Origin of the sequence: Streptomyces sp. NBC_00310 (genome assembly GCF_036208085.1) — a bacterium.
GTDB lineage: Bacteria > Actinomycetota > Actinomycetes > Streptomycetales > Streptomycetaceae > Streptomyces.
In genome coordinates this window covers 7715293-7731051 of sequence record NZ_CP130714.1, presented here as the reverse complement: position 1 = coordinate 7731051, position 15759 = coordinate 7715293, and the positions used below count along the sequence as shown (strand labels likewise).

The 15759-nt window shown below is 72.0% G+C and carries 12 protein-coding genes; all 12 read left to right on the top strand.

What is annotated here, in order from left to right:
• Positions 1-13: 13 nt before the first annotated feature.
• The 12 genes from OG202_RS33970 (at position 14) to OG202_RS33915 (ending at position 15753) form a co-directional block, all read left to right on the top strand.
• Complete coding sequence (locus tag OG202_RS33970) at positions 14-739, top strand: CIS tube protein (protein WP_326577188.1); 726 nt, start codon at positions 14-16, stop codon at positions 737-739.
• Complete coding sequence (locus OG202_RS33965) at positions 739-2640, top strand: VgrG-related protein (RefSeq protein WP_328224059.1); 1902 nt, start codon at positions 739-741, stop codon at positions 2638-2640. Before OG202_RS33970 ends, OG202_RS33965 begins: the two co-directional genes overlap by 1 nt.
• A 103-nt stretch (positions 2641-2743) precedes the next feature.
• On the top strand, positions 2744-3187 hold the full coding sequence (locus tag OG202_RS33960) for a GPW/gp25 family protein (protein WP_086750113.1): 444 nt from the start codon (positions 2744-2746) through the stop codon (positions 3185-3187).
• Positions 3187-5145: a putative baseplate assembly protein gene (locus tag OG202_RS33955; RefSeq protein WP_326577193.1), complete on the top strand. Its 1959-nt coding sequence runs from the start codon at positions 3187-3189 to the stop codon at positions 5143-5145. The genes OG202_RS33960 and OG202_RS33955 overlap by 1 nt, the downstream gene beginning before the upstream one ends.
• A gap of 163 nt (positions 5146-5308) precedes the next feature.
• Complete coding sequence (locus OG202_RS33950) at positions 5309-5866, top strand: phage tail protein (RefSeq protein WP_326577195.1); 558 nt, start codon at positions 5309-5311, stop codon at positions 5864-5866.
• On the top strand, positions 5863-7554 hold the full coding sequence (locus tag OG202_RS33945; protein WP_328224058.1) for an NADase-type glycan-binding domain-containing protein: 1692 nt from the start codon (positions 5863-5865) through the stop codon (positions 7552-7554). The genes OG202_RS33950 and OG202_RS33945 overlap by 4 nt, the downstream gene beginning before the upstream one ends.
• A 256-nt stretch (positions 7555-7810) precedes the next feature.
• Entirely contained in the window at positions 7811-8230 is a 420-nt protein-coding gene (locus tag OG202_RS33940; protein WP_328224057.1) for an FHA domain-containing protein, read from the top strand.
• Positions 8231-8456: 226 nt separating this feature from the next.
• Positions 8457-9200 carry a hypothetical protein gene (locus OG202_RS33935; RefSeq protein WP_328224056.1) on the top strand — a complete coding sequence of 248 codons (744 nt, stop codon included), beginning with the start codon at positions 8457-8459 and terminating at the stop codon, positions 9198-9200.
• The gene (locus OG202_RS33930) at positions 9200-11227 is read left to right on the top strand and encodes a serine/threonine-protein kinase (RefSeq protein WP_328224055.1); all 2028 of its coding nucleotides are present in this window, start codon (positions 9200-9202) and stop codon (positions 11225-11227) included. Before OG202_RS33935 ends, OG202_RS33930 begins: the two co-directional genes overlap by 1 nt.
• The gene (locus tag OG202_RS33925; RefSeq protein ID WP_328224054.1) at positions 11224-12624 is read left to right on the top strand and encodes a PP2C family protein-serine/threonine phosphatase; all 1401 of its coding nucleotides are present in this window, start codon (positions 11224-11226) and stop codon (positions 12622-12624) included. Before OG202_RS33930 ends, OG202_RS33925 begins: the two co-directional genes overlap by 4 nt.
• Entirely contained in the window at positions 12621-13388 is a 768-nt protein-coding gene (locus OG202_RS33920) for a hypothetical protein (RefSeq protein ID WP_326577205.1), read from the top strand. Before OG202_RS33925 ends, OG202_RS33920 begins: the two co-directional genes overlap by 4 nt.
• 166 nt (positions 13389-13554) lie before the next feature.
• Positions 13555-15753: an McrB family protein gene (locus OG202_RS33915; RefSeq protein WP_328224053.1), complete on the top strand. Its 2199-nt coding sequence runs from the start codon at positions 13555-13557 to the stop codon at positions 15751-15753.
• The last annotated feature ends 6 nt before the right edge of the window (positions 15754-15759 follow it).

The window sequence follows — 15759 nt, the reverse complement described above, 5'->3', positions numbered from 1 at the left end:
GCGGGCACAGGACATGGCGAAGGGCAGCAAGGGCGGCGCGGGCAAGAGCCTCGTGCGGGCCACACTGGCCATTCACGAGCCGCCGGTGGGGACGAGCACGACGCCGGGCGGGCTGATGAAGACGTTCAGCTTCGAGTTCAATCCGGCGGAGCTGACGCTGCGCCGGGGCGCCCAGTGGAAGACCACGATCAGCGCGGCCGTACGCGACGGCGCCCTGCCGGAGTTCATGGGGCCCGAGGCGCGGGAGATGAACGTCGAGATCTTCCTCGACTCCTCCGACAAGCCGAGCGGCACCACGGTGCTGAAGAAGGTGGAGTCGCTGCTGTCGTGCTGCGAGGTGACGACCAAGAGCCTCGCCGCGAAACAGCCGTCGCCGCCATGGGTGGTGTTCCAGTGGGGGTCGTTCTCGACGGCCCGCTTCACGGCGTACGTCAGCTCCGTGGACGTCACGTACTCGCTGTTCGGGACGACCGGTGTGCCGATCCGGGCCACCTGCCGGATGTCGCTGCACGAGATCCCCAGTACGACCAAGGGGCAGAACCCGACCTCGGGCGCGCTCACCGCGCGAAGTGTGCACCGGGTCGTCGCGGGCGACTCGCTCCAGTCGCTGGCGTGGCGGGAGTACGGCAACGCGTCCGCGTGGCGGGCGATCGCGGAGGCCAATGGCATCGACGATCCCACGCGTCTGCCCACCGGCATCGAACTCGTCCTCCCGGCGGCCGAGGAGGTGGGTTTCTGATGGTGAAGCCGTCCTTCTCCAACGTCATCCATGTCACCCTCGACGGCGCGAAGCTGCCGCCGGAGTACGCCGATCTGCTGGTCGGCGGGTGGGTCGATCTCGGAGCCGGGGTGCCCGGCGCGTTCCGGCTCACCTTCCGGGACCCGCACGGCCTGCTGCTGGGCAAACTGAACGTCAGGTTCGGCACCAAGGTCGTCATCGCGCCCGTCGCCGACGGGCAGGGCGCGGCGTCCCCGCTGCTCACCGGTGAGGTCACCGGCATGGAGACCGACTACGACGGCACCGGCACCTTCACCGTCGTCCGCGGCTACGACCCGGGCCACCGGCTGATGCGGGTGCGCAGGGTGGCGGCGTACCGCAATCAGACGGCCGCCGACATCGCCCGCAAGCTGGCCGGGATGAACGGCATCCCGGTCGGGCAGGTGCAGGGCACCAAGACGGTCTACGACTTCATCTCGCAGTCCAATGTGACGGACTGGGACTTCCTGGCGCGGCTCGCCGACGAGAACGAGATGGTGATGTCGCTGGACGCCAAGGGGAAGTTCCAGTTCGTCAAGCCGAAGCCGGCGTCCGGCGCGCCCCCGACGAGCACCCCCGGCGAGAAGAGCCCCTTCGTGCTGCAGGCGGGGGTCGACATCCTGCGCTGCCGGGCCGCCGTCACCGCGGCCGACCAGGTCGGCAGGGTCGAGGCGCGCGGCTGGAACGTCACGACGAAGAAGAAGCTCACGGCGACGACCCCGGCGAACTCCCACCCCGGTATCGCCATCGGCAGCACCCCGCAGAAGGCGGCGGGCGCGTTCAAGGCCGCCAAGCTGGTCGAGACGGACGTCCCGTACGACCTCCAGAGCGAGGTCACGCACGCCGCCGGCTCCCTCGCCGACGACATCACCTCCTCCTTCGCCGAGCTGGAGGTCACGGTGCGCGGCAACCCACAGCTGCGGCCCGGTGTGCCGGTGACGCTCACCGAGGTGGGCGCCCCGTTCGAGGGCAAGTACACCTGCACCTCCGTCCGGCACTCCTTCGGCGACGGCAGCCACTACGAGACCTGGGTGACCGTCAGCGGCCGGCAGTGGCGCTCGCTCTTCGGCCTGACGTCGGGTGGCGGTACGGCGGCGCCCCGGCTGCCGAGCGTGGCCAACGCGCTGGTCACCGACGTACAGGATCCGCTGAAGCAGGGCCGGGTGAAGCTCCAGTTCCCGTGGCTGGACGACACGTACGTCAGCGACTGGACGCGGACCGTGCAGATGGGCGGCAAGGGCGGCGGCGGGATCTTCCCGCTGGACGTCGGGGACGAGGTGCTGGTCGCCTTCGACCGGGGCTCGCTCGACCACCCGTTCGTCATCGGCGGTCTCTACAACGGCGTCGACAAGCCGACCCCCGTGAAGGACGTGTGGCTGCACGACCCGGTCAAGAAGAAGGCGATCCGGCACACCCTGTCCGACCGGGAGGGCAACCGGGTCGACCTGCTCAGCCAGCAGACCGGCCTGCGCAAGCAGGGCGTCCGCCTCGCCACCGGCAACGACCGGCTGATCATCAACCTCGACCGGACGAAGACCGAGATCACGGTGGACAGCAAGGGTGCCGTCAGCATCACGGGCGGTACGTCGGTGTCCGTGAAGGCCGGGACCGATCTGACGCTGAGCGCGCGGCGGTCCGTGACCATCAGGAGCGGCGGGCCCCTCAACCTCCAGGGCCAGGGGCTGGTCAGCCTCCGGTCGCTGGGCGGTGTGGTGAACGTGAACGCGATGGGCGCCCTCAACCTCAGCGCGGCCGGCGCGGCGACGGTCAACGCCGCCGGGACCGTGCAGATCAACGCCGTGGGCCAGTTGGGCCTCAAGGCCGTCAAGGTCGACATCTTCGGGGGGTTCTTCGTCAACACGGTCAAATATCCGTTCGGGTGACGGCCGAGAGCCCACGCGCACCCCCACTCACCTCGCACACCACGTACTTCGAGAACCCACGTACTTCGAGCACCCACGTACTTCAGAAGGAGGGCGGCCCACGATGGCCGAGCAGTTCGTCGGATCCGGCTGGGCGTTCCCGTTGCGCATCGGGCCCACCGGGGGCATCGCCCTGGTCAGCGGGGAGCGCGAGGTCGAGGAGGCCATCCGGCTGATCCTGGCCACCTCGCCGGGTGAGCGGCCGATGCGCCCCGAGTTCGGCTGCGCCATCCACGACCTGGTGTTCGCGCCGGTCAACGAGGCCACCGCCGGCCGTATCCAGCACGAGGTGTACGCGAGCCTCGACCGCTGGGAGCCGCGGATCGAGGTGACCGACGTCGAGGTGACGGCGGGCGCCGACCAGGGCGTCCTGTTCATCGACGTCCGCTACGCGATCCGCGGCACCAACAACCCGCGCAGCCTGGTCTTCCCGTTCTACGTCATCCCCTCCCACGACGAGCCGGACCTGGCTTCCGAAGGCTCCGACCGTCCCGAAAGCGACCGCTGATGGCCCTGCCCTCCCCGAACCTCGACGACCGCCGCTTCCAGCAGTTCGTCGACGACGCCAAGCGCTACATCCAGCAGCGGGCCCCGGAGTGGACCGACCACAACGTCTCCGACCCCGGCGTCACCCTGGTGGAGACGGTCGCCCACATGGCCGACCAGATCGTCTACCGGCTCAACCGGGTGCCGGAGAAGAACCATCTGGCGTTCCTGGACCTGGTGGGCATCACCCTGTTCCCTCCCTCGGCCGCCCGCACGGATGTGACGTTCTGGCTGTCGGCACCGCAGGAGGAGCCGGTCGTGCTGTCCGTGGGCACCGAGGTCGCCACCGTGCGCACCGAGAGCGAGGAGGCGGTCGTCTTCGCCACCGAGGGCGAACTGGCCGTCGTCCCTTGTGAGTTGCGGTATCTGGTCACCCAGCTTCCCGGTGAGCCGGTCGCCGACCGGACGGCCGACCTCGCCGAGGGCAAGGACCTGATGTGCTTCGCCGAGTCCCCGCGGCCCGGCGACTGCATGCTGTTCGGGCTGACCGCCGCCGTACCGTACTGCGCGGTCGTACTGGAACTGGACAGCGTGGTCGACGGCGTCGGCGTGGACCCGCGGCAGCCGCCGCTGGTCTGGGAGGCGTGGACCGAGGACGGCTGGACGACGTGCGAGGTCGACCGTGACGGCACGGGCGGCCTGAACCGTCCGGGCGAGGTCGTCCTGCACATGCCCGGCGGACACACCCTGTCCCGCACGGGCGGGCAGGAGGCCGGCTGGCTGCGCTGCCGGGTCACCGACCCCCTCCCCGGCCAGCCCTTCTACACCACCTCGCCGACGGTCCGCGCCGCCGAGGCCTTCACCATCGGCGGCACCACCACCGTCGTGCACGCCGAGACGGTGTACGACGAGGCGCTCGGCGAGTCCACCGGCCTGCCGGGACAGCGGCTGCGGCTCGCCCACTTCCCGGTGGTGGGCGACACCCCGCCCGTCCTCCTCCAGACCGCCGAGCACGACGGCTGGACCGACTGGGACGTCGTCGCGTCCTTCGCCGCGTCCACCTCGTACGACCGGCACATCACCCTGGACTCCGCCACCGGCGAGATCGCCTTCGGCCCGGCGGTACGGGAACCCGACGGCACCCTGCGCCAGTACGGGGCCGTCGCCCCCAAGGGGGCCGTCATCCGCGCCGTGCGCTACCGCACGGGCGGGGGCAGGGCCGGCAACGTCGCCCGGGGCGCCATCCGGGTGCTGCGCACCTCCGTCCCGTACGTCTCCGAGGTCGTCAACCGTGAGGCGGCGCGCGGCGGGGTCGACGCCGAGACCGTGGAGGAGGCGAAGGTCCGGGCGCCGATCACCCTGCGCGCCCAGGAACGCGCGGTGACCCTGCGCGACTACGAGGAACTCGCCCGCCGCGCGGCCCCCGAGACCGCCCGCATCACCTGCCTGGAGGGCGAGGAGGGCGAGCACGGGGCGTACGCGGTAAGGGTGTTGGTGGTCCCGCAAGCCGTCCCGGACCCGGGCGGCCGTCTCCGTTTCGAGCAACTCGTCCCCGGCGACGCGCTGTTGCGCCGCATCACCCGGCACCTGGACGAACGCCGCCTGATTGGCACGCGGTTGGCGGTGGGCCCGCCCTTCTACCAGGGCATCACCGTCGTCGCCACGCTGCACGCCTTCCGCGGCACCGACACCGACCGGGTCCGCCGCCAGGCCCACGACGCGCTCTACCGCCACCTCGACCCGCTGACCGGCGGCGCCGACGGCCGGGGCTGGCCCTTCGGCCGCCCCGTCCAGTCCGGCGAGGTCTTCGCCGTCCTCCAACGCGTCCCCGGCGTCGAACTCGTCGACGACGTCCAGCTCCACCCCGCCGACCCCCTCACCGGCAAACGGGGCGACCCCACCAACCGCATCGACCTCTCTCCCCCGTCCCTGGTCTTCTCCTTCGACCACCGGGTCCGCGTGATCGGGGACAAGCAGTGAGGGCCATCGTCCCCACCGTCCCCGCTGTGGGCAATCGTTCCGCAGGGCGATGGGGGTCCCCCCGCTCGAACGAAGCCGAGAGTGGGGGCGGGTGGGCACAGCCTGCAGCGCCGGGCGCCTTTGGAGCACCGACCGCGCAAGGCCACCGGACAGGGGGCGCCGAATGAGGGGCTCCATAGACGGCCTCGGCTCCTCCCACCCCATCGGCACCATGCTCCCGGCCGTGTTCGCCGACGACGACCTCGCCCAGCGCTTCATCGGCGGTCTGGACGACGTGATCGCCCCGATCCTCTCCGTCCTCGACTGCCTGGACTCCTACTTCACGCCGTCCCTCGCCCCCGTGGACTTCACCCAGTGGCTCGCCGGCTGGGTGGGCGCCGAGACCGACGGCACGGAACCGGAGGCCCGGCTGCGCGCCGCGGTCGCCGCCGCCGCGTATCTGCACCGGGTACGCGGCACCCGGCGCGGCCTGTCCGAGGCCGTGCGCCTGGTCTTCGGTGTGACCCCGGAGATCACCGAGAGCGGCGCCGCCTCCTGGGACGCCCGGCCCCTCGGCCCGGTCCCCGGCGAAGCCCGCCCGCGCCTCCACGTGGCCCTGCGCCTGCCCGACCCCACCCCCGCGGACGAACACCGGCTGGACAGCCTCGTGGCCGCCGCCCGCCCCGCCCACATGCCCTACACGGTCCAGGTGACCGCCGCCGAAAGGATCCCCGAGAGATGACCAGCCAGACCCCCGGCACCGGCCAGGCCCGGAGCTGCGCCGAATGCGGAACCCGCGGGGAGCCCGGCCAGTCCTTCTGCGACGCCTGCGGCGCGGTACTCGGCTGGTCCGGCACCCCGGCCCGGTCCACCACGGGCGGCACCAGGAGCGAGACCGCCGACCGACCGGACGCCGGACGCGCGCGGAGCGACGCCCCGGCCGACGGCGGCCGTACGGCGGGCGAGGCCCCCGACCACGCGGACACCGTGCGTACGCCCGACACGGCCCCCGCCCACGCGGACGCCGGACACCCGAGGGCCGAAGCCGAAGCCGAATCCCGCGCCCAAACCCCGGCCCCGGCGAACGCCGGCCGCACGACGGCCGACGACGAACACGGCTGGGACGCCTTCTCCCTCCCGGGTGCCGGAACGGGTACGGCCCGCACCGGCCACGACCCGGCCCAGGCGGGGGCGGCCGCGGTCACCGACGTCCGCGGCCCGGAGGCCGGCACGGCGGTCCGCACGGACGCCCCCGCCGCCACCGCCCGCCCGGGAACCGAGCCGGCGGCGCCCCCCACGGCCCAGCCCCCGGCCCCGGCGGCCACCCCCGCATCCGCATCCGCATCCGCGTCCGCGTCCGCGTCCGCATCCACGGTCGCGGCCTCACCCGCCCCCTCCACTCCCCCCGCCCCCGAACCGGCCCGCCCGGCCCCCCACCCCCACCCCCACCACCACCACGACGACGAGGACCCCACCACTCCCCTCCCGACGCACACCTCCCCCACACCCCCCGCCTCACCGGCCCCCGTTCCCTCCGCCGCCGACCGGGCCAGGTCCCTCCTGGTCCCGGTCGCCGACCCCGAGCCCCGTGCTCCGGCGGAGCCCGCCGTCGCGCCCGTACTGCCGGGTCTCCCCGATGTGCAGCGGCCCCAGGTCCGCACCCCGGGGCCGGAGTTCGGCACGGAGGGCGGCGTGCCCTGCCCGTGGTGCGGGACCCCCACCCGGCCGGACCGGCACTTCTGCGGGCGCTGCGCGATGCCGATGGCCGGGCGGCCGGAGACACCGGGACGGCTGCCGTGGTGGCGCCGGATGCTGAACGGCCGCAACACGCAGACCCCGTGGGCGGGCGACCGCCCCCGTCTGCGTCGCGGCTTCGGCCAGATCCTCAACTGGGTGGTCGCCGCCCTCGTCCTCACCCTGATCGTCACGCTCGCCTTCCAGGCCGACGACGCCTACCAGGCGACCCGCGACCACTTCGCCAAGCGCGCCCCGGTCGTTCCGGACACCTTCAAGGCGTCCCGCTCGTACCCCGGTCACAAGCCGGGGCTGGCCTTCGACAACCACAGCAACACGTGGTGGGGCCCGGGTGTCACGCAGTCCGGCGAGGGGGAGTGGCTGGAGGCCCGCTTCCAGCAGCCGACCCGGCTGCTGGACGTGATGATCACGCCGGGCGTCTCGAAGAGGGTGGACCAGATCGCGGAGTCGGCCCGCCCGCACCGCATCGAGGCGAAGATCACCGCCGGCGACGGCTCCACCTCCACCAAGATCCTCACCCTCGACCAGGGCGCCGGCAGCCAGCGCCGCAAGTTCCGCGTCGGCGACGCCGTGGCCGTCCGCTTCACCCTCCGCTCCGCCTACGGCGCCGACGACAAGAAGCAGGTGGCCATAGCCGAGATCGAGTTCTTCGGCCGCTCGAACAGCAGCAGCTGACCCGGCAGCCACGACAGGCCCGCAGGACCGCAGGACCGCAGGACCGCCGACGAGAAGCGGCCGCACGGGCAAGCCCTGACCAGCGCTTTCATGGATGAGCGCCGGTCAGGGCATTTTTCTTTCCCGGGAGCGCTCGAAAGAGTAAGACCCTTCCTCACTATGCACTCCCTGTCACCTGTGCCACGGTGGATCACGCCGCATCCTCGTGGACGTCGGCTCAACGGTGTCGACTGCTTTCCGGGGAGACAGCATGCGAATGCACCAGAACACGTACGACGGAAATACTTTCGACGCCGGAAATGGTGTTCGAACAGGGCGGGATTCCGATGCTCCGGGCTCCCTGCACGAGGACGGAACCATGGTGATGCAGCGCTGGTTCCTCTGTTCGCCGAACGGCCGGCAGATCCTCATTCCGGACGACGGGGTGATCCTCGGCCGGGCGAACGGCATCGGGCACCTGAGGGGAACCGGGGTGTCGCGCCGGCATGTCGAGCTGACGCCGGTGCCGGGCGGTGTCCAGGTGGATGACCTGGGGTCCACCAACGGGGTCAGCGTCGACGGGGTCGCCACCCGCCGGGGGACCATGCGCGCCGGGCAGGTACTGCGCGTCGGAGACACGAACTACTTCCTGGTCCACGTGTACGCGGCGAAAAGGCTGTTCCACCCCGATCACTGATTTCTCAGCGGGAATACGGCGAGATCAGCAACAATCTCTGCACGCCGCGTTCTCTCCTGCCGTTCGACGTCCGTACGCGCCCGCGGGCAGGACGTTCTCCAACGGCGGGATGAACCACAGCGGCATGCACTGAGGCTCGAAGGGAAAAGGCGTGCCCAAAACTTTCACCCGGCTCACTTTTCGAGAATCGACACGCCTTACCGCACTGGTGTGCGGCGCCGCTCTATTGACGAGCGGCTGTCTGCGGCCCGCACCGCAGAACGACAAACCGGCCGACGCGATACCGGCCCCCGCTCTGCCCGGTGACAAGGTGGTCTTCTGCCTCGACATCTCCTCGTCCTACGACGACAGCCACCGCCGGGCGGCCCAGCAGACCGTGGCGGACGCGCTGCCCCACCTGGTGAGGCCGGGTCGTGGAACCCACGACGTGTACGTGTACGAGATCAGCGAGAACTCCTACGGGCGGCCGCCCCTGCTCACCCTGACCGTGCCCGCGCTCCGCGAGAAGCCGGCCGCCTCCCTGGAGTCGGCGCCCCCGCTCCAGGGAGGTGCGCTCACCGAGCAGCTGGAGAAGATCGTCGACAAGTGGGAGGACGAGAGGCGTGACGCCCGGCGCGGGGCCCGGGTCGAGGCGGAGAAGGTACGCGACCTCCGGCTGGGCACCCGGGAGGGCACGGACATCGGCGGTTGCCTGGAGAACGCGGCGGAGCAGTTCAGGGACCACAAGGGCGACCGGCGGCTGGTGATCGCCTCCGACCTGCGCGTCCACGGAGTCCAGCAGCTGGCGGCCGCGCGGCTGAACGGCGTGACGGTCGACGTGATCGAGTTCGCCTGCACCCAGGCCAGGACCTGCGACGCGCTGCGCCGCACGTGGACGAAGCGCTTCGACGCCCTCGGGGCGCGTTCCGTGAACATCACCAGGCCAGGCGTCTCGGCCGCACTCTTCGGATCGGAGGCTGAGGACAAGTGATGGTCCTGCTCTGGACGGTGCTGAGCTGCGCGGTCGCCGTGACCGCCGGCGCGTTCCTGCAGCCCCAACTCAGGCTGGCGGCAGGTGCGGTGGCCGACTGGGGAGCGTACTCCCTGGATCTGATCGCCTCCGCCCTGGAGAACGCCGCCGACACCTGCGGGCATGTCACCGCGGCCGCCCGTCACGGCATCGCCCGTGGCGGCTGGCCCGTCTGGCCGCTGATCGCGGCGGCCATCGCCCTCGCCGGCGCCTTCTTCTTCGTGCGCGGCGAGTTCACCCTCGTGGAGTCCTCGGCCGCCGCGCTCATCGCCCCCGACACCCTCGACGCCGGCGGCAGCATCGTCGAGGCCGGCCCGCAGAACCGTGAGATGGCCGAGTCCATCGCCTGGGTCTTCGTGGGCGGCACGGTGGTCCTGGGGGGTCTGCCCTTCGTGCTGGCCCGGGACGACACCGACCGCATCGGCCCCCTCGCCCGGCAGACGCCCGGAGTACGGCACACGGTCACCGTCGCCGTGCTCGGGCTCTGCGTCATCGCCGTCCTGTGCTCGGTCGCCCTGGGGATGTTCCGGGCGGAGCAGAGCGTGGGAGGCAGGGAGATCACGACGGTCGCCGAACTGGCCGCCTACAGCGCGGGCGGTGGCACGGCCGCCATCACGAGCGTGGGCTCACTCGCCGTCGGCTGGGCCCTGGACTACGTGCTGATGGGCGTGTGGCTGCTGTTCGTGGCCGTGTCGGAGCTGGCCCTCCACATCGCCGCGCTCGGCGCCCGGATCACCGCCGACGCGGCCCAGCGCAACGCCAGGATCGTCACCCCCGCCGCCGTGGACGCGCTGGGCCGGCTCGGTTCCGTCGCGTTCCGCCAGGAGACCCCCGAGTACCGGCCGTCCACCGAGAGCGGTACCTGGTCATCGTTGTCCCCGCCCGACGAACAACGGGACGACGACGCGGCGGACTTCCCGCTCCGGCCCGGGTCGGTCGTCGCCGGGCGCTGGCGACTGGTCGGGCAGCTCCCGGGGGCGGACAAACCGGGGTTCGCGGCCGTCGGCGGCATCATGCTCTGCCAGAACCTGCGAGAGCCGGCGACGACGAACGAGTACGTCATCAAGTTCGTCGCCAGGGACCGCGAGGGCCCCGGTGCGATGGGCCGCAAGTCACGGGCGTGGCGCCGGGAGGTACGGACGGCCGCGAAGATCGACAGCCCGCACACCGTGAAGATCGTCGACTTCGGTATCGACGACGACTGGCAGTGGACGGTCACCCCCCGGTACGTGCCCGGTTCCCTGTTCGCCTACGGCCGCGACAGCGCCCAGGCACGCACCCTGGAGTGGGTGCTCGTCATGGGCGAGCAGCTGCTCGCCGGCCTGGAGGCCATCCACGACAGGGACGTGGCGCACCTCGACATCAAGCCGCAGAACGTGCTGCTGTCCTGGCGCGACATGCGCCTGAACACCCTGTCCGCCGCGTTCACCGACTTCGGACTGGCCAAGCAGTTCACCGATTCCAGCGTCTCCTTCACCGGACATTTCCAGGGCACGCCCTACTACGCCGCGTTCGAGCAGCTCACCATGTCGCAGGAGAAGGACGGCCGGTCGCTCGCGACGGACATCTACCAGATGGGCAGCCTGATGTACTGGCTGCTGTCCGGGCAGCCGGCGCTCGCCCGGGAGGTGCGGGCACGGTCCGGGCAGGCCGAGGCGATCTTCCAGCTCTACCAGCTCATGCAGGAGAACCACCGTCCCGCCCGGCTGGACGCGCTGTTGCCCGGACTGCCCAAGAGCGTCGTGGAGCTGGTCGACCAGTGGCTCGCCTACGAGCCCGCGCAGCGCACCGGCGGCCCCGCCAAGAGCGCCGCCAGGGACGCCCGGCGGGCCCTCAGCCAGATCCGTGAACATCTGCGAGCCACCCGGCCGAGGGACCTGACGATGCCGGTGGGCCCGATCCACGCCCGGCAGGACCTTCCCCTGGCCCCTGGTGACTACACCGGCGAAAGCGACGGACCCACCACCGACTTCGGGGGACACAAGTGAACTCGACACACCTTCTGCTGACGACCCTGGCCCTGGTCGGCACGTTCGTGCTCGGAGCCGTCGTGGGAGCTACGGCCCGGCGCCGGGGCGACCTGGGCGCCATGCCGTCCCCGCACGACGCATGGCGCGGCGCGCCTCCCGGCCACGGCGCTGCTCCCGGCCACGGCGCGCCTCCCGGCCACGGCACAGCCACGGCCACGGCTTCGGCTTCGGCCACGGCCGAGAAGAGCCGCCCGCCCGTCCACGACCCCGGGGCCCCCACCGCCGAAGCGGCGGACGCTCCCCGTCCCCCCGAGGGCGAGGAGGAGGTACCGACCGGCCGGCGGGGCCCCGCGCCGCGCCCGCGGCGCAAGGAACGCGGCGGCGACCGGTCCGTTCCGGTCCCGGAGTTGCCCGCGCTGGCACTGCCCGCGGCGGCCGCGCCGGTCGCGCCGCGGCGTCGGGAGCGGCCGAACCCGCACGACGGCCCCGCCGGTTCGCCGGCGGCCCCGGCAGCCCCGGCGGCCCGGTCCGGGCCGCCGGCCCGGCGCTCCGCGGTCCCGGGGCGGGCCCGGCGATCCGCGGCCTCGTCGCCGACGGCCTACGAGGGTGCTCCGGCCGCCGGTTCGTCCGGCACCCGGCTGGTGCGGAGCAGCCCCCGCAAGGCCCTGACGGCGGCGGAGAGCCCGGACTCCCGGTGGCTGGACGTCGCGGCGGCCACGTCTTCCGGCCGCCGGACGACCAACGAGGACGCGTACTTCGTCGACGACGAACTCGCGGTCATCGCCGACGGAGTCGGCGGAGCGCCGGCGGGTGACCTCGCCTCACGACTCGCGGTACAGGCCGTGGTCGACGCCTGGCACGCGGCCGGTTCGGGTTCCGTACGTGCTCTGCAGGCCGGGTTCCGGCAGGCGACCGGCGTGATTCGCGCACACACCCAGGACAGGCCCCAACTGCTGGGCATGGCCACCACACTGGACGCCTGCGGCCTGGTGGGCGGCACGGTGGTCGGAGCCCATGTGGGCGACGGCACGGTCTGGGCCGTACGCCAGGACGACCAGCTTCCGCACCGGCTGACCACCCCGCACACCGCGGGTGGCCCGCTGCTTCGCGTGGTCGGCTCCGCGGCGGCCGCCCGGCCGGATCTGTGGCAGGTCGATGCCGAACCGGACATGCGGATCGTCATGGCGAGCGACGGGCTCTGCGCGGATCTGGGGGAGGAGGCGGCCCACGCCCTGCTGGTGGACACCCTCGGCCTGCTCCCCCAGGAGGCGGCCGACGAACTGCTGCGGCAGGCGCTCAAGGCCGGGGGGTCGGACAACATCACCGTGGTCGTGGCCGATGTGGTCGCGCAGGCACCCGTGGCCCGCCCGCTGGCCGACGCCGACCTGCTCCCCGCCCGTCAGGAACGACGATGACCTCTTCCGCCACCTCCGCCGTACTGTCCGACGCGTACGACATCCCCCGGGCGACCGTGAGCATCACGACGCGGGAGGGCCTGGCGTCGTTCACCCTGGACCCCGCGGGTGTGTTCCACCTCAGCCGGTCCGTGCTGGACCCCGGCAACACACAGCTGTCCCGTCGACCGCACTGCCCCCAGATCGTCCATCTCCACACCGGGTGGATGCTGGTGAACCGCTCGACGAAGCTGGGCGTCCGAGTGGCTCCGCCGTCCGCCCCGTGGTCGGAGATCCCGCCCGGCCGGGCGCATGTGTTCTCGGCCGGGACCACGCAGGTCCAGTTTCTCGTCGCGGACGTCGACCCCGTGACGGTGACGGTTCCGCCCGCCACCGCGCAGGGGGACGAATCCTGCGAGGACCTCGTCTCCCACGGACGCAGCACCGTCTGGGGGCCGGAGATGAACGCCGAGGCGAACAAGATCCTGCGGGGTCCCGGCCGGGACCTCCTGGTGGCGGTCCTCGCCCCCTGGCTCTCCGCCGACCCGACGCTGCAGGAGCACAAGAGCCGCAGAGTGGCGGCCGAATGCGCCGGGTACAGCGTCTCGGCGGTCGACAGGATCCTGTCGCGGCTGCGGAACGCGCTGTGGCCCGACGAACCCCGGAAGCCCTCGCGTGAGCACATCGCCGAGTACCTCTCCCAGCGCGGCCTGGTGGGCCCGCAGGATCTGCCGCGGGCCGAGAACTGCCGGCACGAACAGGGGCGCGCTCGACCGCCCCGTTGACCGTGCCGGGCCGGGAAACGGCCGGGGAACGGGCCGGGGAACGGGCCGGTGTTCACCGACAGGGATCCCCGATCCCCGCCCGTCGTTCCGACGCCTTCCCGTGGCGTCGGCCCAACGACCCTCCTAGGGTGGGCCCTTCGAGCACACGAGGGCGGGCGGAGTGGGTATGGGATCGGATCGGCCGGTGGGCGCCGAGGTCGTGGCGGAGGTGCAGCGGGTCTTCCGTGACGGACTGCTGAGCGGCAGGTCCGCGTTCGCGCCGGAGACGGACGCCTGGAGCGAGGGCACGGCCTCCGATCTGCGCGCCCGTTTCGTGGACCGCCCGGACGAGTCGTCGGACACGTTCCTGGTCAAGCTGCGCCGCCAGTTGGACGGCGCACCGGCCGCCACGATCGTGCTGGCGGCCGAGCTGCTCTTCGTGAACATGGCGCCCCTGCGGCCCGAGCAGATCGGCATCAGGAAGAAACTCCAGATCCTCGGCGAGGTCCTCTCCTGGGCCGGCCTGGGCCACTTGGCGACCCCGGAGCTCATGGAGACACGCCTGAGGGGCTTCCTCAACGGCGGCCAGGGCTTCCTCAACTACCGCTGGGCGCAGTTCCAGATCCTGGTCCTGCTGGTGGAGCGGCTCGCGGGCAGGCCCTACGCCGAGCGGGACGCCGTACTGAACGACCCGTGGCGGTTCCGGGAGGAGTGCCTGGACGTCCAACGCTCCGTGGGCCACAAGAAGGGCCGCGCGCAGATCCACGTCCTGCTGTACGCGCTCTTCCCGGACGTGTTCCAGCCGATCGCCAGCGCCTACCACAAGCAGGAGATCGCCAAGGCGTTCGCTGACGAGCTGCCGCAGGTCACCGGCGACGACGACCGCGATCTGCTGGAGCTGCGGAAGATCCTGGAGGCGCAGAGCGGGGAGCCAGTGTGGTTCTACGCCGACCCCTGGGTCAGCCGGTGGCGGCGCGGCGCCGTCGAACACGACCAGCGGGGCTGGCTGGTGCGCGGATTCAACGTGGACGGGCGCAATGTCGTGCCGCAGTGGCTAGAGCAGGGCTACTGCTCGGTGTCCTGGAAGGAGCTGCCGGACATCCCGGCGGGCACGGCCAAGCAGGAGATCCAACGGACGGTGCTGGAAGGACTTCCCGAGGACAGCACCCAGTCACGAGGACAGTCCGTGTACCAGTTGCACGCCTTCCTCACGCTCATACAGCCCGGCGACCTGGTGGCCACGGTCACTCCGGACGAGGTCCACGTCGGTACGGTCCAGGGCCCGGCGGTGTACGACACCTCGGACGGCCTCGACAACGCCCGGCGCCTTCCGGTGCGCTGGGCCACCGCCGAGCGGCCTCTGAAGCGCTCGGAGCTTCCTCAGACCGTCCAGAACCGACTGACTCAGCCACCCACGGTGTACGACATCAGCAGCGTGGCCGCCGAACTCGCGGAACGCGCGGGCCTGGAGGACGTCGTCGCCGAACCGCTGCTCGAAGCCGATGTCACCAAACCGCTCGAACTACCTTCCGTCACCGCGGAGTTGGCCGAGCAGCTGCTCATGCCGCTGGACTGGCTGAGCGAGACGGCCCAACAGCTCCAGGAGCAGCGTCAGCTCGTGTTCCACGGCCCGCCCGGCACCGGGAAGACGTATCTCGCCCGTGCCCTGGCCAGGCATCTGGCGGGACCGGACCGGGTGGAGCTCGTGCAGTTCCACCCGTCGTACACGTACGAGGACTTCTTCGAGGGCTTCCGCCCGGTACGCGGCGAGGGCGGGGCGGGCGGCTCGGGCTCGGTGGTGTTCGACGTCGTCCCGGGCCCCTTCAAGCTGCTGGCCGAGCGGGCGAGGAAGGACCCGGCGAACCCGTACGTCCTGATCGTCGACGAGATCAACCGGGCCAATCTGGCGAAGGTGTTCGGCGAGCTGTACTTCCTGCTGGAGTACCGCGAGGAGCCGGTCACCACCCAGTACAGCCCGCACGACCCGTTCCATCTGCCGGGCAACCTGTTCCTCGTCGGCACGATGAACACGGCCGACCGTTCGATCGCGCTCGTCGACGCGGCGATGCGCCGCCGCTTCGCCTTCCGCCGGCTCTCCCCCGAGAAGCAGCCGGTCCACGGCCTCCTGGACCGCTGGCTGCGCCGCCACGGCCTGCCGGAGGGCCCCGCCCGCCTCCTGGACGAGCTGAACCGGCGCCTCGGTGACGCCGACCGCGCCATCGGCCCGTCGTACCTGATGAAGCCCGGCGCGGCCCGCCCCGAGGGCCTCGACCTGATCTGGCGTACGCAGATCCTGCCGCTGCTGGAGGACCAGGTGTACGGCACGGGCGTGGACGTCGAGGAGGAGTACGGCCTGGCCTCCCTGCGCGCGGCCCTCGGCTCATGACGACCG

What these genes read in the sequence shown, in the direction of transcription:
- OG202_RS33920 (WP_326577205.1), top strand. Translation starts at nt 12,621, where the DNA reads ATGACCTCTTCCGCCACCTCCGCCGTACTGTCCGACGCGTACGACATC.
- OG202_RS33950 (WP_326577195.1), top strand. Translation starts at nt 5,309, where the DNA reads ATGAGGGGCTCCATAGACGGCCTCGGCTCCTCCCACCCCATCGGCACC.
- OG202_RS33955 (WP_326577193.1), top strand. Translation starts at nt 3,187, where the DNA reads ATGGCCCTGCCCTCCCCGAACCTCGACGACCGCCGCTTCCAGCAGTTC.
- OG202_RS33915 (WP_328224053.1), top strand. Translation starts at nt 13,555, where the DNA reads ATGGGATCGGATCGGCCGGTGGGCGCCGAGGTCGTGGCGGAGGTGCAG.
- OG202_RS33940 (WP_328224057.1), top strand. Translation starts at nt 7,811, where the DNA reads ATGCACCAGAACACGTACGACGGAAATACTTTCGACGCCGGAAATGGT.
- OG202_RS33945 (WP_328224058.1), top strand. Translation starts at nt 5,863, where the DNA reads ATGACCAGCCAGACCCCCGGCACCGGCCAGGCCCGGAGCTGCGCCGAA.
- OG202_RS33970 (WP_326577188.1), top strand. Translation starts at nt 14, where the DNA reads ATGGCGAAGGGCAGCAAGGGCGGCGCGGGCAAGAGCCTCGTGCGGGCC.
- OG202_RS33930 (WP_328224055.1), top strand. Translation starts at nt 9,200, where the DNA reads ATGGTCCTGCTCTGGACGGTGCTGAGCTGCGCGGTCGCCGTGACCGCC.
- OG202_RS33965 (WP_328224059.1), top strand. Translation starts at nt 739, where the DNA reads ATGGTGAAGCCGTCCTTCTCCAACGTCATCCATGTCACCCTCGACGGC.
- OG202_RS33960 (WP_086750113.1), top strand. Translation starts at nt 2,744, where the DNA reads ATGGCCGAGCAGTTCGTCGGATCCGGCTGGGCGTTCCCGTTGCGCATC.